The organism is Porphyromonas asaccharolytica DSM 20707, from assembly GCF_000212375.1.
Taxonomy (GTDB): domain Bacteria; phylum Bacteroidota; class Bacteroidia; order Bacteroidales; family Porphyromonadaceae; genus Porphyromonas; species Porphyromonas asaccharolytica.
The window spans coordinates 1,493,602-1,512,640 of the sequence record NC_015501.1; the positions used below are offsets into that span (position 1 = coordinate 1,493,602).

General features: G+C 52.9%; 14 protein-coding genes. 6 read left to right on the forward strand and 8 right to left on the reverse strand.

The window, feature by feature from the left end; all coding sequences use genetic code 11:
- The first annotated feature begins 549 nt into the window (after positions 1-549).
- The 6 genes from glmS (at position 550) to PORAS_RS05860 (ending at position 7,026) form a co-directional block, all read left to right on the forward strand.
- The gene (gene glmS, locus PORAS_RS05835; RefSeq protein ID WP_004330983.1) at positions 550-963 is read left to right on the forward strand and encodes a methylaspartate mutase subunit S; all 414 of its coding nucleotides are present in this window, start codon (positions 550-552) and stop codon (positions 961-963) included.
- Position 964: 1 nt separating this feature from the next.
- Positions 965-2,350 carry a methylaspartate mutase accessory protein GlmL gene (glmL, locus tag PORAS_RS05840; RefSeq protein WP_004330963.1) on the forward strand — a complete coding sequence of 462 codons (1,386 nt, stop codon included), beginning with the start codon at positions 965-967 and terminating at the stop codon, positions 2,348-2,350.
- 45 nt (positions 2,351-2,395) lie between these two features.
- Positions 2,396-3,844, forward strand: coding sequence for a methylaspartate mutase subunit E (locus tag PORAS_RS05845; RefSeq protein WP_004331018.1), 1,449 nt, complete (start codon positions 2,396-2,398; stop codon positions 3,842-3,844).
- Positions 3,845-3,928: 84 nt separating this feature from the next.
- On the forward strand, positions 3,929-5,173 hold the full coding sequence (locus PORAS_RS05850; RefSeq protein WP_044211379.1) for a methylaspartate ammonia-lyase: 1,245 nt from the start codon (positions 3,929-3,931) through the stop codon (positions 5,171-5,173).
- Between the two features lie 119 nt (positions 5,174-5,292).
- Positions 5,293-6,681, forward strand: a complete 1,389-nt coding sequence (locus tag PORAS_RS05855) for an acyclic terpene utilization AtuA family protein (RefSeq protein ID WP_013760553.1) — start codon at positions 5,293-5,295, stop codon at positions 6,679-6,681.
- Positions 6,682-6,705: 24 nt separating this feature from the next.
- Positions 6,706-7,026: a DUF4387 domain-containing protein gene (locus tag PORAS_RS05860; protein WP_004330985.1), complete on the forward strand. Its 321-nt coding sequence runs from the start codon at positions 6,706-6,708 to the stop codon at positions 7,024-7,026.
- Between the two features lie 287 nt (positions 7,027-7,313).
- Here the strand turns inward: PORAS_RS05860 and tgt are convergent, their stop codons facing one another.
- The 8 genes from tgt to PORAS_RS05900 all read right to left on the reverse strand — a co-directional run bounded on the left by tgt (position 7,314) and on the right by PORAS_RS05900 (position 19,026).
- Positions 7,314-8,444: a tRNA guanosine(34) transglycosylase Tgt gene (tgt, locus tag PORAS_RS05865; RefSeq protein WP_004330973.1), complete on the reverse strand. Its 1,131-nt coding sequence runs from the start codon at positions 8,442-8,444 to the stop codon at positions 7,314-7,316.
- Positions 8,445-8,456: 12 nt separating this feature from the next.
- The gene (locus PORAS_RS05870) at positions 8,457-9,842 is read right to left on the reverse strand and encodes a DUF3078 domain-containing protein (RefSeq protein WP_013760554.1); all 1,386 of its coding nucleotides are present in this window, start codon (positions 9,840-9,842) and stop codon (positions 8,457-8,459) included.
- Between the two features lie 86 nt (positions 9,843-9,928).
- A complete protein-coding gene (locus PORAS_RS05875) occupies positions 9,929-12,532 on the reverse strand; it encodes a primosomal protein N' family DNA-binding protein (protein WP_013760555.1) in 2,604 nt (867 codons plus the stop codon).
- Positions 12,533-12,557: 25 nt separating this feature from the next.
- Complete coding sequence (gene gltA / locus PORAS_RS05880) at positions 12,558-14,033, reverse strand: NADPH-dependent glutamate synthase (protein WP_013760556.1); 1,476 nt, start codon at positions 14,031-14,033, stop codon at positions 12,558-12,560.
- Positions 14,034-14,064: 31 nt separating this feature from the next.
- Positions 14,065-14,850 (reverse strand): sulfide/dihydroorotate dehydrogenase-like FAD/NAD-binding protein, encoded by a 786-nt coding sequence (locus PORAS_RS05885; RefSeq protein WP_004330938.1) that lies wholly within the window; start codon positions 14,848-14,850, stop codon positions 14,065-14,067.
- Between the two features lie 91 nt (positions 14,851-14,941).
- On the reverse strand, positions 14,942-16,639 hold the full coding sequence (locus PORAS_RS05890; RefSeq protein ID WP_013760557.1) for an alpha-amylase family protein: 1,698 nt from the start codon (positions 16,637-16,639) through the stop codon (positions 14,942-14,944).
- Between the two features lie 3 nt (positions 16,640-16,642).
- Entirely contained in the window at positions 16,643-17,560 is a 918-nt protein-coding gene (locus tag PORAS_RS05895) for a patatin-like phospholipase family protein (protein WP_013760558.1), read from the reverse strand.
- A gap of 11 nt (positions 17,561-17,571) precedes the next feature.
- Positions 17,572-19,026, reverse strand: coding sequence for a YihY/virulence factor BrkB family protein (locus PORAS_RS05900; protein ID WP_013760559.1), 1,455 nt, complete (start codon positions 19,024-19,026; stop codon positions 17,572-17,574).
- Positions 19,027-19,039 lie beyond the last annotated feature (13 nt).

Genomic DNA, 19,039 nt, shown 5'->3' on the forward strand with positions numbered 1-19,039 from the left:
TGTTGGGCTAATTTTTATTTTGAGGTGCTGGAGAGAAGGTAGATCCCCACGTGGCAATTCTCAAATCTCCACGTGGAGAATAAAAAATCTCCACGTGGATATGAAATGAAACTTCGGAGGAATCAAATGAAACTTCGGAGGAATCGTTTCGTCCCTACGTGGAGAATAAAAAATATCCACGTGGAAAATCGAAAATCTCCACGTGGATATTCTGTTTTATAGTCTCAGTTGATTAGAACACGTCATCCTAAAGTTTTCCCAGCACCTCAGAATAGGAATTAGCCCTATGTTGTGTGAGTTTTATCACTCCACAATGGCCATTACAGAATTATTAAGTACCTTTGTAGAGCGGTTTTGAGGAAGAGTGAAAGATTGACTCTCTTTTTCCCTTCTGAGAGGTCGTTTTACATAGGATTACTGCACATTTAGGCAGTAAGATTATGTACTGTGTAGGCAGAGGTGGTGGCTCATCCCCAAGAGTTACCCCTTGTTCCTATATACTAACTATAGCTCAATCATCAAAAACGTGGTATACGTATTTCCCCTATTATGAATCAAAAAACTATAGTCACAGGTGTGATTGGTGCTGATGCGCATGCTGTCGGCAACAAGATCATCGCCTATGCCCTCAACAATGCAGGGTACAAAGTGGTTAACCTCGGTGTCATGGTCTCTCAAGAAGAGTACATAGAGGCCGCTCTCGAGACTAAAGCAGATGCTATCCTCGTCTCCTCACTCTATGGACACGGAGAGATAGACTGTCAGGGTCTGCGCGAGAAGTGCGATGAGGCTGGTCTCAAGGGTATCCCACTAGTTGCTGGAGGCAACCTAGTCGTGGGTAAGCAAGACTTTGCTGATGTAGAGTCTCGCTTTATGGCGATGGGCTTTACCAAGGTTTATCCTCCTGGCACACCGATCGAGACTACCATCGCTTATCTAGATTCAATACTCGCAGATAAGTAATATGCACTATCTTACGGTAGACTTCGGTAGTACCTACACGAAGTTGACTCTGATAGATGTAGCCAATGCGCAGATAGTGGCGACAGCCTCTGCCTTCACTACCATCACGACAGATGTGCTGGAGGGGTTTAACAACGCCTGGCAGAAGATACTAGCGCAGCACCCTGATGCTCACTACGATCGCCTGCTCTCTTGTAGTAGTGCGGCTGGAGGACTCAAAATGGTAGCTTTGGGGCTGGTCCCCTCGCTCACCTCTAAAGCGGCCAAGATGGCAGCTTCCTCAGCGGGCGCTAAGGTGGTCAAGACTTATGCTTATGAGATCTCTCACGCCGAGCAGGAGGAGATCTATGAGATCAATCCTGACCTTGTACTCCTATGCGGTGGTACTGATGGCGGCAACAAGGAGGTGATTCTTGCTAATGCGCGTCGTCTGGCAGAGATTGATAGACCCTTTGCAATTATCGCTGCGGGCAATAAGTCCGCTTCCTATGACCTCGAGGGTATCTTTGCGCAGTGTGACAAGAAGTGCGTCGTCACGGAGAATGTGATGCCTGAGTTTGGGCAGATCAACATTCTGCCCGCTCGCCAGTGCATTATGGATCTCTTCATCAGTCGCATCATCGATGCTAAGGGACTGGGCGAGGTGCAGAAGCGTGCCGAGTTAGAGATTATCCCGACTCCCTTTGCGGTCCTCAAGGCGTGCGAGCTACTGAGCAAAGGCATCGACGAGGAGCACCCAGGATGGGGCGACTTGATGGCTGTGGATCTAGGTGGAGCTACGACCGATATTTACTCGATGACTGACGGAGCTCCGTCGATGGACAATGTCCTGATCAAAGGCATCCCCGAGCCTTACAGCAAGCGCACCGTAGAGGGTGACCTCGGAATGCGCTATAGCTTGAAGGCTCTAGAGGACGAGACCGACGTCAAGGCTCTAGCACGAGCTTACGGGGTCACGCCTGAGGCTATCGTCGACTGGGTAGAGCGCTGTGCAGCTAATCCTGATACGGTCGCAGAGCCTGGCTCGCAAGAGCAGGTAATCGAGGAGGCTCTAGCATATAGTGCTGTAGACATAGCCGTGGAGCGACATGCAGGCGTCATTAGCAAGGTTTACACGCCGATAGGTGAGATGTTTACCCTCGTTGGCAAAGACTTGACGCAAGTGCCACGACTCATTGGCATCGGCGGTGCGCTGATCAATAGCTCTGACCCAGCTCGTATTCTCTCGGGAAGTCGCTTTAATCCTCAGAGATACGAGTATGCGAAGCCCAAGGAGCCAGACTTTTACCTGGACAAGCGCTACATCATAGCGAGCATGGGACTACTCAGTCAGGTAGCTCCCGAGGTGGCTCTCACGATTCTCCAGCGAGAGGTACTACCTATATAACAGACATACAAAAGACTCAATCACTCATACAGATTCCCCTATTACATGGAACTTAGGAACAAGCGTATAGACAACGATACCTTCTACAAGGAGCGTAAGGAGGTACTCGCCTCATGGCCTACGGGCAAAGATGTCAACTTTGAAGAGGCTGTCGAATTTCAAAAATCAATTCCCGAGGAGAAGATCTTCGGTCGTAAACTGGCTCAGGCAGACGCTGAGGGGCGCACGCTCATACAGCCTCGTGCTGGTGTGGCTCTATATACGGAGCATATCAAGCTCTTGCAGTTTCTAGAAGAGGAGGGCGGTGCTGATCTGCTCCCCTCGACGGTCGATAGCTACACACGTCTCAACCGCTACCACGAGGCTGAGAACGGCATCATCAAGAGTAAGGAGTCGGGACGATCTATGCTCAACGGCTTCCCGATCGTCAACTACGGTACGAAGATCTGCCGTACGGTCACCTCTGCACTCAAGAACCCGGTACAGGTGCGCCACGGTACGCCTGATGCACGTCTGCTGACTGAGATCTCTATCGCTGGTGGCTTTACCTCCTATGAGGGTGGCGGTATCTCATACAATATCCCTTACTCTAAGAACTTCTCCCTCGAGAAGACTATCATGTACTGGCAGTACACGGATCGCCTTGTCGGTATGTACGAGGAGGCTGGCGTAAGCATCAATCGCGAGCCGTTTGGACCTCTGACAGGTACGCTCATTCCTCCCTGTATCTCCAACGCAGTCGCCGTCATTGAGACGCTTCTCGCTGCTGAGCAGGGAGTTAAGGATATCACCGTCGGCTATGGCCAGTGCGGTAACATCATCCAGGATGTCGCTGCTATTCGCTCGCTCCGTGAGTTGACCAATAGCTACCTCAAGCAGTATGGCTACGACGACGTGCGTATTACGACCGTCTTCCACCAGTGGATGGGTGGCTTCCCACAGGATGAGGCAAAGGCCTTTGGCGTCATCTCGTGGGGCTCGGCTACGGCTGCTCTGGCGAAGGCTACCAAGGTTATTGTCAAGACGCCACACGAGGCGATGGGTGTCCCCACGAAGGAAGCAAACGCAGCCGGACTACGTGCTACTAAGCAGGTTATCTCTATGCTTCGTGACCAGTCACTCATAGACATCCCCGTGGTAGAGCAAGAGTCAGATGTGATCGTCCGAGAGACGAAGTGCATCCTGGACAAGGTCTTTGAGCTGGGCAAGGGCGATCTAGCTCTCGGTACGGTCGCTGCCTTTGAGGCAGGCGTACTGGACATCCCCTTTGCGCCTAGTCGCTACAATGCGGGCAAGGTACTACCAGCTCGTGATGACAATGGTGCCGTACGTATCCTCGACACCGGTAATCTACCCTTTACGGAGGATCTCAAGGCGTTCCACCGTGAGAGACTTGAGGAGCGTTCACGCTTTGAGAATCGTCCCGTGAGCTTCCAGATGGTTATCGATGATGTTTACGCCATCGGCAAGGGATTCCTCGTCGGTAGACCCTAACCCTCAATCTATAACAGTGCTATTCCCATGGGGGTAGCACTATTTCTAGCAATCAATTCTAACAATCCAATAAATCCTAATAATATGAAGATCAAGAAGGTAGTCTGTGCCCCAGGCAAGACAGGATTCTTCTTTGACGACCAGAAGGCCATCAAGAAGGGCGCTAAAAATGATGGAGCCTTTTACTCTGGAGACCCCGTAACCCCAGGCTTTACGTCTGTACGTCAGGCTGGTGAGTCTATCTCTGTCCTCTTTATCCTAGAGGATGGTTCGATAGCTCACGGTGACTGTGCAGCTGTACAGTACTCAGGGGCTGGTGGTCGTGATCCACTGTTCCTCGCCGAGAGCTTTATTCCAGTCATCATGAAGGAGATCGCTCCGCTCTATGAGGGCAAGGAGATCACGACGTTCCGCAAGATGGCCGACCTCGTTGACAAGCACGTCAATGCAGACGGTAAGAAGTACCACACGGCAATCCGCTACGGTGTCACACAGGCTTGTCTAGATGCTGTCGCTAAGAGCCAGCACAAGCTGATGGCGCAGGTAGTCGCTGATGAGTATGGTACGAAGATCTCTGACACGATGGTGCCCATCTTCTCGCAGAGTGGCGACGACCGCTATCTCAACGTCGATAAGATGATCATGAAGGAGGTAGGCGTACTGCCACACGCTCTATTCAATAATGTAGAGACCAAGGTCGGCCTCAAAGGTGAGAAGATCAAGGAGTACCTCCAGTGGCTCCGCGACCGTATCGTCACGAAGCGTCAGAACCCCAACTACCAGCCCGCTATCCATATCGACGTATATGGTACGCTGAGCATCGTCTTCAACAACGACTTCCAGCGCATCGCTGACTATCTGAACGAACTCTCTGAGATCGTTGCTCCTTTCGAGCTTCGTGTCGAGGGTCCTGTAGATATGGACGGTCGTGAGCCACAGATCGAGGCACTGGCTAAGATCCGTGAGCTACTTGATGCCAAGGGCTCTAAGTGCCAGATCGTCGCTGATGAGTGGTGCAACACGCTCGAGGATATCATCGCTTTCTCTGAGCGCAAGGCTGGACACATGGTTCAGATCAAGACGCCTGACCTCGGTGGTGTCAATAATGCTATCGAGGCTGTCCTCTACTGCAAGCAGCACAATATGCGCGCTTATCTAGGTGGTACTTGCAATGAGACCAACCGCTCAGCAGAGGTTTGTGCCAATATCGCTATGGCTACCTCTCCCTGCCAGTGCCTAGCTAAGCCTGGTATGGGTGTCGATGAGGGATACATGATCATCTTCAACGAGATGAGCCGTGTACTCGCTCTCAAGGATGTGCTGAAGTAGATTTTAGAAGTTAGAGGCTAGACTTTAGAAGTTAGAGCCTCTACCTAGGGTCGCTAGTGCCACTAGAATCACTAGAGCCACTAGTGTCCCTAGCTAACAGTAAAATATAATATCGAGATATGACTCCAATAACAGACGAAATAAGAGTACTCTCCACGACAGCGATCCTCGGATATGGATTTCCCGAGGCATCCTTTCGTGAGGGAATGAAGCGCAAGCCCCACGTCATCGCAGCAGATGCTGGTTCGACAGATCCAGGTCCTTACTACCTAGGGGCTGGCGTGAGCTTCACCGATCGCAACTCCGTGAAGCGTGACCTAGAGATCATGATCCAGGCTGGTGTCGAGAACAAGGTCCCCGTAGTCGTCGGCTCTGCCGGTGGCTCTGGCGCCAATGCTCATGTGGACTGGGTGCTAGAGATCGTACGAGAGATCATTGCTGACAAGAAGCTCTCGCTACGCCTAGCCGTCATCCGCTCTGAGTTTGACAAAGAGACCATCCTCCGTGAGTTTGACAAGGGACACATCACGCCCCTGGCACCAGCTCCCGAGGCTACAAAGAAGGACATCGAAGAGTCCGTCCGCATCGTCGCTCAGATGGGCGAGGAGCCTTTTGTAGAGGCTCTCAAGGGTGGCGCTGACGTTATCATCGCAGGCCGTTCGTACGATCCTAGCGTCTTCGCTTGTCTACCGATCAAGGAGGGCTTTGACCGTGCACTCGCACTGCACATGGGTAAGATCCTCGAGTGCGCTGCTATCTGCGCATTGCCCGGTAGCGGTAGTGACTGTATGTTTGGCTATCTGCGCAAGGATCACTTTGTCCTTGAGCCACTTTCCAAGGATCGTAAGTGTACGACCCTCTCCGTAGCTGGTCACACGCTCTATGAGAAGACCGATCCTTACCATCTCCCTGGTCCTGGTGGTGCGCTCGATCTGCACGGATGTCACTTCGAGCAGATTGACGACAACAAGGTCAAGATCTCTGGTACCGTCTTCGAGCCCACCGATGGCTACTTCCTCAAGCTCGAGGGTACCCGTCTTGTAGGCTACCGCACCATCTCTGTTGCGGCTACGACAGACCCGATCATGATCAGCAAGATCGACTCCATCATCGAGAGTGTCAAGGCTCGTGTCAAGGACAACTTCGACAACTACGGGATCAAGGACTATTACCTCGACTTTAAGATCTACGGCAAGAACGGCGTCATGAGCATGTTCGAGGGCATCGATGGTCATATAGGCTCAGAGCTTATGGTCGTCATCGAGGCTGTTGCTAAGACGCAGAAGGAGGCCGACACGATCTGTAGCTTCGCACGTAGTACGATGCTACACTTCGGCTACGAGGGACGTATCGCTACGGCGGGCAACCTCGCCTTCCCCTTCTCGCCCTCAGACTGCCACATGGGTGAGGTCTACGAGTTTAGCCTCTATCACCTGCTCAAGGCGGAGGATCCTACGCAGTACTTCCCCGTCGAGTATATAGAGTATGCTGATGGTCAGCGTAAATAATGAACCTTTAGATTGTATCAAGCAATGACACAGCACAAGTTAATGGATATAGCCTCCGTCATCCGGAGCAAGAACTCGGGTCCCTATGAGATCACCTTCGATATCATCTTCAAGGACTTCGATATATATAATCAGGTGAAGGCAGCTAAGGCGATTACTGAGCAGACTTTCTGTGATCTCTATCACATCAAGCCTGACCACATCGTCAAGATTGTCTACTTTGATCCTGCCAAGGCGATCAAGTGTACCATCGTCCGTCCTATCCCTTCGGGCAACCTCGGTGAGCGTGACGTCTATGGTGCGCAGCAGCATGCGCCTCTGATGGGTCTCTCCATCAAGTACTAAACCTGACCATTTAGATCAGATTAAATAGAGCTTTAATAGCTCCTAAATATAGCGTTAGCCCCCGCACGCTCTTAGAGTCGTGTGGGGGCTTTCATTTATCTCTTGAGACTAAGTCCTCGAGCTAAATTAGAGCGACATTGCTGACTTTTCAGAAAAGAAAAAGAAGCTCCGATGGCACAATCAGCTCTAGCTCAAGTTTTACGGCAAAAACTTGGGCTACGTAGCTATGTAAGTATGTTTTGACAAAGATTGCGACAGTACCCTGGTAGCTGCAGGAAGTTATGAGGCTAGAGACGGCGGGTGAGGGCGGGAAGGACGCTGCGCATCCAGTCGGTGTAGTCGCCTGCTACGATGTGGTCGTGTGCTTGGTTGACCAGGTCAAGGTAGAAGGCGATGTTGTGGATACTAGCCAGTGTGAGTCCCGTGATCTCCTGCGCCTTAAATAGGTGGTAGAGGTAGGCGCGGGTGTAGCGGTGGTCGGTCGAGGCTGTGCCCTCGGGATCTATCGGCTCGTGACAGGTGCGCCACTTAGCATTGCGTATGTTGATAGTACCTTGCCACGTGAAGAGCTGACCATTGCGGGCGTTGCGTGTGGGCATGATGCAGTCAAACATATCGACACCTCGTGCGATGCCCTCTAGAATGTTGGCTGGTGTACCGACGCCCATGAGGTAGCGTGGCTTATCCTTGGGGAGGATGCTATTGGTCAGCTCGATCATCTCGTACATCTTGTCGGTAGGTTCGCCAACGGCCAGTCCGCCAATGGCATTGCCTGGGGCTCCTAGCGAAGCTATGTGCTCTGCAGCTCGACGTCTTAGGTCAGGGTAGACACATCCCTGCACGATCGGGAAGAGAGCCTGCTCGTAGCCATAGAGTGGCGGGGTATGTTCGAGGTGCTTGATGCAGCGGTCGAGCCACTGCTCGGTGGTGTCTAGCGACTGCTTGGCATAGGCGTAGCTGGCATCTCCAGGGCAGCACTCGTCGAAAGCCATCATAATGTCAGCTCCTATAGCGCGCTCTATCTCCATAACCCGCTCGGGTGTGAAAAGGTGCTTGGAGCCGTCGATGTGCGAGGCGAAGGTGACACCCTCGGGGGTGATGCGTCGCATGGCTGCTAGCGAGAAGACTTGGTAGCCGCCACTATCAGTTAAGATGGGCTTGCTCCATGTACCAAAGCGGTGCAGACCTCCTACCTCTTTGAGTATCTCTATGCCAGGACGTAAGTAGAGGTGGTAAGTATTGCCGAGGATGATCCGTGCATCGGTCTCCTGCTCCATCTGCTCCATCGTGACTGCTTTGATCGCTCCAGCGGTACCCACAGGCATGAAGACGGGGGTCTGTATATCTCCGTGGTCAGTCTTGATGACTCCAGTGCGTGCATCGCTATGAGGGCAGGTGTGGTCTATGGTAAACTGCATAGGGCTAGCTGGTTAAATCTTAAGGTCGAAGCCAACGGTCAGCATCTCATAGATCTGTAGGCGGGATCTATTCTCTGGAGTGAGTGGTACGGCATCGTCGTAGCGTAGTAGGACGTTGACACGGGTGGAGAAGTAACGATTGAAAGCAAAGATGAGAGAATTTTCAAACTCTGTCTCGACACGCTTGTAGCTGGTGTTGTAGTAGAGCCGAGACTCCCAAGCGAAGGTGTCGGTAAAGTCCCAGATCATATTGGCACGTAGCATAGATCCGATGGCACTGTAGATGTTTTTGCCCTCCTCAAATCCATGTCGGGTCATATCTATATCCTTGCGAGCGGACCACTTGAAGTCATAGGCTAGGGGAGCGATGTTGAGATCTAGTCGGAAGCGGCGCCCATAGTGTGTCTTGGACTTGTTGTCTACGACCCACTTCATACCGAGACCAGCGGTGAGTGTGAGTGGCGAGGCAAAGGCAGAGTAGATCACCGTCTTGTCTTCTGATTTCTGCTCGAAGGCTTGCGTGCGAGCTTCTACGTCTAGTGAGTAGTACCACCCCTTGAAGGCTTTGATACCTAGGTTGCTACGTAGGCGGAGGAGGTCGTCGGAGATGTTGTATCCTTGGAGTGAGTCACGTATCTCGGCATTGAGCCCGATGCGCCACTCCAGTTCGTTGAGCCAGTTGACTTTGTCCTTTTCATAGCTAAGGCGGAGGAGCTGCTTGCTATGGAGAGCAAGGGCGCTGTTACCACCTTTATGCCAGTTGGGCGAGATATAGGTTTGGCTAAACTGTATATTGCTTTCTAGTCCTGGGAACCAATACTTCCTGCCTAAGGTTACTCCGTGGAGCTGGTCTGACGCATTAACGCCAGCAAAGGGGGTATTGATAGCTGCATCAACGGCTGGTTTCGAGCTCCCGACGGTGGTCATATCTATACGGTGTGCCAGTAGGTCACCTTCCCGGCGTGTGATGAGTGTGGGGATCGCAAGCTTGAGCTGATTGACGCTTTGCAAGCTACGCTCATAATATTGCTGTAGGATGGGTAGCTGTAGCTCCTCTCTGTGCAATGCTGTGGCGAGTGGATCGCCGTTGCTTACTAGGCTCGGGGTTAAGTCTATAGATAGCTCAGGGCTCTGGATAGTGGGGATGACGCTTACGGCTGATGAGAGGGGAGTTTGTAGCAGTAGAGTGGTGGGGAGGACCTCTTTGGGCAGTGGTGCCACGGGGTTGGAGCGGTTGAGGAGATACTGCACCTTGAGGGTCGTGAGCTCGACGGTGGATGCCGTAACGCTGTCAGTCTCGCTCTGGATCTCTGTCGAGAGAGTTGTCTGAGCTGTTAAGGGGTATGCCCCGATAAGGGCGATGAGTGATAATAAGAAAGTAAGGTGATAGTGATACATGGATACTACTCAGGGATCTCTAATGGGTATAATACAAAGATCTCACAATCCCGCACGATAGGCTGAGGTGTTGATTCGTTACGGCGCTAAAGAGGATCTACATCGCAGTAGATCTGCACCCTCCGAGCTTGGAGAGCACTCTTTTGTATCGTAGAGATAATATGAGAAATCTGTCTTCGTACCTCCCGCCAAGGGGTAGAAGGACGAATTTTCATGCAAATATAACGAATATGGCGCATACGTACCCAGGAAACGTAGGGAGCATTGGGCTCAGAGGCTTGCCAGAGTGAGTGAAACGGCTCGGTCTGCATCGTGCGTGATAGAGCCGCTGCGGTATAGCAGACATCCCCCTCGGAGGCTCCTCGTACGTAAACGTAGATGAGGCGTACGTAGGGGGGGAAGTGGAGGTACTCACGCTCTGCCAGCTCGCCTATGCCATAAGGCTCTGCAGTGGCTCCTCCCTGCAGGCTGTCGAGGAGGGGTGTGTCGGTCTGGTAGCTCTGTATGTAGAGTTGTGCTGTCGGATAGTTACTTCCGAAGCGACGGAGCGCTGCATAGGCTCGCTCGTTGGCTCTGAAGTCATCGCCAACGATCAGCTGGTCTAGATTTGCTAAGCCAATGAGCCCTACGTTGCGAATGGCATCTAGGTAGATAAGACTTGAGGTGCCGACCAGTATGGCAGGCTCGTCGCTGCGTATTAGCTGGCGCATCTGTTGCTGTGCCTCCTTATTATAGTATTGCGAGGCACTTAGCTCTAGGATAGGGATCTCTGGTGGAATGAAGAGCGTGAGCTCCTCAGCGATACGCTCTACACCATAACCCTGTATGCTAAAGGCTCCCCGGCTGTTGTCTATCGCAACTTCAGTTTTGTCTAGAGGCACCTGGTCACTCTGATGACAATGGGGACAGATGCGAGGAGCCGATGCTGTGAAGCCGCAGTAGCTACAGCTGACGCTCTGCGTGGACTTGTGGTAGACAAGCCCCACATCACAGTTGGGACATTGGAGCGTCTTCTGACAATGTCTACAGACTAGGTGCGGTGCGTACCCACGACGATTGAGTAGGAGGATGCTTTTTCGTCCCGCCTGGCACTGGTCTAGGAGAGCTTTGCGTAGCTCGATGGAGAGCATTTGCCCCCACGGGAGCTTGCCCTGCTTGCGCTGTAGGGATAGGTCGATCAGCTCGAAGGGGCGTGGTGTTCTTGGGGTGGCAGTGGTCTGTGTATCAAGCTGATTGAGCGAATGGTAGTATCCCCGCTCTACGTTGTATAGAGCTTCGGCAGAGGGTGCGACGGTGGTCAGTAGGAGAGGCGTCTGACTATTCTTGCAGGCGACTACTGTTAGGTCACGAGCATGATAGCGCGGGGCTGGCTCGGATTGCTTGTAGCGACTGCTCTCCTCGTCGGTGACGATGACTAAATCACAGCGTGAGAGGGGTAGGAGACTGCCCATGCGAGAGGTGAGGACGATGAGTCCACGCTCTCGGTGTGTCAGCCCGAGGAGTCTAGCTCGAAGCGCCATCCGCTCAGCGTCTGTCGTGGAGGAGCTGTAGAGGACTAGATCGAAGGGAGTTGCCAGTCGTCTCTCTCTGCTGCTCCTGGCTAGCTGCTGCAGGGCACTATAGAGAAGGCTTTGGTCAAAGAGAAAGAGCTGTGGCACGTAGATAGTTACCTGTGCTGCAGGGTTGCGCTGGAGCATCTGCTCGACCATCGAGACGACCATCTCTATTTGCTCTTCATTGCTTGTAGCTTGGTAGAGTACGGGGCGAGTCATTTCGCCGATGAGACTCTCGAAAAGTTGGCTTTGTCCGTTGTCCCCATCTGTCGAAGTAATGCTCTGTGTCGTGGGGCGTATGAGCGGATCGAAGAGTGTAGCGGTCTCTCGTAATATGCCCCGCTTGATGAGCGTGCGAAGTGTAGCCTGCTTATTACTGTCTCTCCCGACGAGAGTCTCTCTGAGTAGGGGTGTGTCTAGAGGCAACTCATGCTGGTAGAGAAGGTCTATCAGCAGCTCTACCATAGCTCTCTGCGCCTTGGCCCGGGAGAGGCTCTCGACAACCTCGGAGAGTGCCTCCTCGGAGCATAGCTCCTCAGCCAACTGCACGGCTGGCGAGCCGACCTGCACAGATCGGCTGTAACGTGGTATAGACTCGCTACCGATGAGTACGCCAGCGTGAAGAAGCCGGTCTATCTCAGGGTAGATGCGGTCGCCAAGGATCTTCGCCAGCTTGCTCACCTTCGCCTGATGACCTCGCATGGAGATTAGCTCACAGCGTATCGCTTCTGATAGTTCGGTTGCTTTGTAGTCGGTCGCTTGATCGCCCTCGGTCGTCTCGTCAGGCTCTCGCCACGCTACCTGCGTCTCACTGGAGGGTAGGTAGCTACTTGGTATAGCTGCCGTGAGCCAAGCTCCTAGCGAACAGATATAATAGGAGGCTCCCCAGCGCCAGAGGTCGACCTCTCTTGGGGTCACTATCGCCTCACGATCGGGTAGAGCTATAATAGACTTCAGCTGACCGAGAGGTCTATCCGACTCCTCGATCAGCTGAGATATGATAGCGTAGTAGTAGCGCTTACTGCCAAACTGCACTAGCGCACGCATACCCACCCTCGCCTGTTCACACAGCGCCTCGGGCACACGATAAGTGTACTCCTCCTCGAGGGCTAGGGGTAGGATGATGCGAGCCAGCATAGGCAGAGCTACTGGCTATGCTGAGTTACTGCTGGCTTAGAGCTGCGTGCATATTGGCAGCAGCCTTGCGTCCGTCACCCATAGCGAGGATGACTGTCGCACCGCCACGGACGATGTCGCCACCAGCGTAGACCTCATTGATAGAGCTTTGGTTCTGCTCGTTGACGATGACGGTCCCCTTAGGAGAGACTTCCAGACCTTGGAAAGAGCGTGGTATGAGTGGGTTCGGCGAGACACCGATGCTCACGACAACCACATCCACATCTACCTCATCGATAGCTCCTGGTATGGGTACAGGCTTGCGACGACCATCGGGTGTGGGGTCGCCTAGCTCCATGCGCTGTAGCTTCATACGGCACACTTTGCCCTTTTCGTTGCCTTCGTACTCGATGGGGTTGTGTAGGGTGAGGAACTCGACGCCCTCAGCCTTAGCATGCAGGATCTCTTCACGACGTGCAGGCATCTCCTCCTCGCTACGACGATAGACGATCATAGCACGCTTAGCTCCAAGACGGAGTGCCGTACGGACTGAGTCCATAGCGGTGTTACCACCTCCGATGACAGCGACCACGTCTCCCTTATAGATAGGCGTTTCAGAGCCCTCAGTGCCAGCACCCATTAGATTGACACGGGTGAGGTACTCGTTAGAGCTCATGACACCGGCGAGGTTCTCCCCAGGGATATTCATAAAGTTTGGCAAGCCAGCGCCACTACCCACGAAGATGCCTACGAAGCCCATCTCCTGTAGCTGCTCGTAAGAGAGCGTACGACCTACGACGACGTTGGTCTCAAAGTGTACACCCATCTGCTCTAAGATCTTGAGCTCGGCGTTGACGACACGTAGCGGGAGGCGGAACTCGGGGATGCCATACTTCAGCACGCCACCGACCTCGTGCAGAGCCTCGAAGACGGTCACATCGTACCCCCAGCGCGCCATATCGCCAGCGAAAGAGAGTCCGGCGGGACCACTCCCGATGACAGCAATTTTCTTCCCATTGGCGGGAGCCATCTCGGGTAGTTCGTATAGCCCATTTTCTCGCTCATAGTCTGCTACAAAGCGCTCTAGATAACCGATGGCTACGGCATCGCGCTTCATCTTCTCCGTGTAGATACAATGCTTCTCACACTGCTTCTCCTGAGGGCATACACGACCGCAGACGGCGGGCAGAGAACTACTCTCACGGATGATGTGCGCAGCTGCGGCAAAGTCTCCACGCTCTACATTCTTAATGAATGAGGGGATATTGATTGATACGGGGCAACCCTCCATACAAGAGGGATTGGCACAGTCGAGACAGCGAATAGCCTCCTGACGAGCCTCAGCCTCGGTGAGACCACAGTTGACCTCCTTGGTTAGACTGTGCGCACGCTCGTGTGGATCGACCTCAGTCATCTTGACTCGAGGTATAGCCATGCGCTCCTTGCCGGTATGTGCCTTGCGAAGCTCCTCGCGCCAAGGTTCGTTGCGACGAGCAGTGATCAGATCCTTTTGTTCTGACATTGTAATATGTGGTTAGCTCAGTGTGATACGATTATTTTTTATAGGTATTCAGACGCATCAGTAGCTCGTCAAAGTCTACCTGGTGAGCGTCAAACTCAGGTCCGTCGACGCATACGAAGCGTGTCTTGCCTCCGACGGTGATACGACAAGCACCGCACATGCCAGTGCCGTCAACCATGATGGTATTGAGAGAGGCGGTGGTGGGGATGTTGTACTTCTTAGTTAGCAGAGCGACAAACTTCATCATGATGGCGGGCCCAATCGTTACGCAGAGGTCTACCTTCTCACGCTTGATGACAGACTCGACCCCATCGGTCACAAGTCCCTTAGTCCCATAGGAGCCATCATCAGTCATGATGATGATCTCGTCAGCAAACTCTCTAAACTCCTTCTCTAGGATGATGAGTTCCTTAGTACGTGCCGCAGCGACGACGATCACCTTATTGCCAGCAGCCTTGAGTGCACGAGCGATAGGGTAGAGTGGAGCCATACCGACACCACCACCAGCACAGACTACGGTGCCAAAGTTTTCAATGTGAGTAGCTTGTCCTAGGGGTCCCACGATGTCGTGGATCATGTCCCCAGCCTCTAGAGCGACTAGTCGCTGAGAGGACTCACCGACCGCCTGAACGATCAGCGTGATTGTGCCGGCATCTACATCAGCATCGGCAATAGTGTAGGGTACGCGCTCACTGTGATCGGTGACACGTACGATGACAAAGTGTCCAGCACGGCGTGACTTGGCAATCAAAGGTGCCTCGACAACCAGCTTGGCTACTTTTTCGGAGAGAAAAGTCTTACTGACTATACGATTCATAGCGTTGTGTGATATGATATAAGCTAATCAAGAATGGTCTCGATAGGGTACCTAGAGGTAGGTATTGCCAAAGGTACGACTTTTTCACCACCTAGCCACTAATTCTACTAGAGTTTGCATTTCGTAGCTCGATGATCCGCACACTGTAAGGGGCTAGCTCTATAGTCAGCGGAGCCCATGGCTGGAAGGCGTAGAGCTGCTCTTGGGGAGCTTCTAGATAGGTGTGTGTCGTCACACGCATCAGTTGCTGCGGGTCATCACGCTCCTTCGAGACTGGGAGGAAGAGTGGATAGCGCTGTAGGTCGGCCGTAAAGTTGCTTAGGACGGCTATCCCGATCGTGTCGCTGGTCTGTTGCTCTGCGGGATCTAGTAGTCGTAGGTAACCATAGGTGCGCTCAGCATTGAAGCCTCCCCACCGACGAGCCTGCTCCTGTATCGAGTGAAAAGCTCCCCTCAGTATGACTGGGTGCTGCGCCCATTGCATCAGCCGAAGATAGCTCTGAAAGATCGGGTCGGCAGGGTCACGATGACCTAGAGCGGGGATGCTCCAGTAGTCAAAGATCGTGGTACGCCCGTCAGTACCGCTGTATCCCTCGGCATCGACGCCTCTCTCTCCATACTCCTGCCCAGCGTAGAGAAGTAATGGGCTAGGGGTAGCGAGCGCAAGCAGCGTCATGGCGGTGAGCCCTCGTTGTGCTGAGTCGGCAAAGTAAGGCGAGGCAAGACGCACCTCGTCGTGGTTTTCTAGGAAGTAGAGTAGCGTGTCGGGAGCGTACTCCTTATTATTATGGATGAGTTGCTCTTCGATAGCAGAGACCGAGTGCTCTTGGGTGATTACTTGATAGAGCGTGTCGTAGAGTCCGCTCTTGTCATAAAGTAGGTCGAAGGCTCCCTCCTCTAAGTATCTATGGTAGTTATCTATCTGGTAGATCTCTGCGACAAAGGTGACGGGATACTGCTCCTGCACCTGCGGTATGACCCAGTGCCAAAACTTCACCGGCACCATCTCGACCATATCACAGCGAAAGCCGTCTACCCCCTCGGCAGCCCAGTAGCAGAGGATGTCTCGCATCTGGATCCACGTGGCAGGTATCGGGTCAAAGTGTGAGACACGAGAGCCATCGGGGCGGTAGTCTACGCCATAGTTCAGTTTGATCGTCTCGTACCAGTCGTTGGCAGAGGGAGCGGCAGACCAGCAGTCATTGCCCGTGACACGAGCTGGCTCTTCGAGATAACTAGAGGAGCGATTGGGTAGTTGGAGCGAGGAGCCAGGTAGGTAGTAGAAGTTGTTGTCTGGATCAAATGCTTTGCTCCTATCATCCTTAGCCCCTAGGGGTGTAGTCCCTAGGGGCGTGTGAGCCCCATCATACTGTCGTGAGACATGGTTGGGGACAAAGTCTATGATCACTTTCAACCCATGACGATGGCAGCGGTCTACGAAAGAGCGAAAAATCTCTCGCCGCCCCATCGGCTCTCGCACGATGGTCGGGTGTACGTCGTAGTAGTCAGTGATAGCGTACGGTGACCCCGCTTGTCCCTTGACAATGTCGGGGTGCTGATTAGGACAGTCAGTCCAGCCACTCAGAGGTGTCTGGATGGCGTGGCGTATGATCCCGATCGACCATAGGTGAGAGACTCCTAGCGAAGCAAGGTAGTCAAGTGCTGCATCGTCAAAGTCTTCGAGCGTGCCCGTGCCGTTTTGCTCTAGAGTGCCATGAGGCGTCAGCTGAGCGTGCGCCTTCTTATTACCCCATAGACGTACTAGTGTGGAGTAGATTATGGTGCGCATAGCCTACGCTTTGCCCTTTTGTGAGAGTAGATCGATGATCTCTCTAAACTGCTCCTCCTCTTCGTACGCCTTGCTGATGAGCTGGTAGCCAATGTCTGAGATGATGTCTACGGGAGAGACATCGTAGGCACCAAAATGAGAGAGTAGGGGAGACTGGAGCACGACGTCGCATAGCTCTAGGTCGATAGTCACATTGGCACGCATCATGATGCGTATGAGACGGTCGGAGAGGCGAAGTATATTTTTTGTAGGCGTATTGTCCACCTCGGGGCTTAGATTGATCCCAAGGAGGAAGTCACACGACTCACGGATAGGACGTGCGGGTAGATTCATAAAGACCCCTCCATCGACATACTGCTCGCCATCGATGACAACGGGCTCGAAGAGGATCGGTATCGAGCAGGAGGCCACCACGGCAGAGGCTAGATCTCCCTCTGTAAAGTCACGCGCCTCGGCTCTATTGAGATTCGTCGCGATGATATGCATGGGGATCGGTAGATCCTCAATACGCTCATGGCGTAGGGTCTCTTTGAGGAATTGTCGGTACTTATTGGTTTTGAGTAGAGAGAGCCTAGGAGTGGTCAGCGAGGTCATATTCATGAAGCCAAAATGTGACGACAGGTCATAGATCTCCTCACTGCTGTAGCCGTCTGCATAGAGAGCACCCATGAGCGAACCTACACTAGTCCCAGCGATAATGTCAGGCCGCACGTTATGCTCCTCTAGAAAGCGAAAGACACCTATATAGGCCAGCCCACGAGCACTACCCCCACAGAGAGCTAGACCGAAGGTGGGTCTACTGCCGTAAGTCCATGTGCGGACACGCTCTACCAGCTTATCGAGCGAAGTGGATATGAGGGCAGAGCCGCGCTCGATGAGCCGCTCTCCCTGAGCTTTTAGGTCAGAAGGATTGAGTGCCATATCTGGTTTGTTTAGATGGTTGAGGGTTTTCTGCCCAGAGGTAGTTCTGCCAGGAGTGTCGTCAGCGGTGGCTCAGTAAAGGCACGACGTGAGGCGACCACCAGCTCCCACTCCTCGGCAAACTGCTGCTGCGTGAGCATATGGTTACGATGTCCCGAGCGATCCATACGATCGAGGAGGTACCCCACGGTCAGCAGGTCGGGATCGACGGCTAGGTTGTAGTGTAGCTCCTTGTCACGAGAGCTATAGACTACCTCGATGATGAGTTCCTCCTCGAGTAGCTTAGCGATGATCTCACTGGTCTGATTGATCGGCAGGTGACAAGCCTCTGAGAGCGAAGGTATATCATGAGGCTCAGGCTCGGTGTGATCGAGGAAGCGCTGCACGATGTGTCCCATCACTAGAACCGTCAGGAAGTCTGAGTAGCGAGGGGAGACATTGGTCGCATCCTTGGCATAGGTGAAGTTCACCACATTCTGTATGGAGAAGCATAGCTTAGCGCTAAAGAGGGTGATCGACCAGACCACCTGTAGCCATAAGAGCAAGAGCGGTATAGCTGCAAATCCACCATAGATAGCATTGTACTTAGAGATCCATAAGATACCGCTAACGTAGAGTGCCTGTAGGATTTGGAAGGCGCTACCTGCTATGGCTCCAGAGATGAGTGCTGGGAGGAACTTGACCCGAGTGTTAGGGAGTGCCATGAATATACCTGCAAACATGAAGATGAGGATGACGTACGGGAACAACTTGAGCATAAACTCCCATACAGGCGTGAAGAAGATGTAGTCGTTGAACCAAGTATTCTTTATCGTCGCCATCATCACGGTCAGTCCCGATGAGAGCGTCATCAAGATAGGCAGTAGCACGACCATCGTGATGTAGTCTGTTAGCTTGCGTCCTATCGAACGCCCTCGAGGCACTCCCCAGATGACGTTGAAGGTCTGCTCGATCGTGTCCAAAAGGAGGAAGATCGTGTAGAGAAACAGTACCAAGCCGACCCCTAAGAAGAGCCCTCCTTGTACCTGTCCTAGATAGTTCTCCACAAAGCCCATCATCGTGTCCAGTTCGTTCTGATGCCCTGGCATATAGGTCATCAGAAAGTCATAGATGGTGTCTTGAAAACCAAACCCCTTGGCAAAAGCTACAAGAAGTGCCAGCATCGGCACGATAGAAAGAAACGTCCTATAGGTTAGCGCCGAGGCATGGCGACTCAATCGTTGGTCTATATAGCCCTTGATGGCCATATAGAGAGCCTTGAGCGTATTGATGTAGAGCCGTCGAAAGCCTCGCACCTCCTGTGGCTGTATGTGCCACATATCGCTCGTGACGAAGCGAACCACCTTATAGGCTCCCACCTTGAGCTTGCGCACCCAGGTGGAGGGCTTGCGAGCGGCGTGCTCTACGGTTGTAGCCTGCTTAGAGCCTTCGTGCTTATGATGTGTAGAGTTGGAGTGCTGTGGCATGAAGTTAGCGATA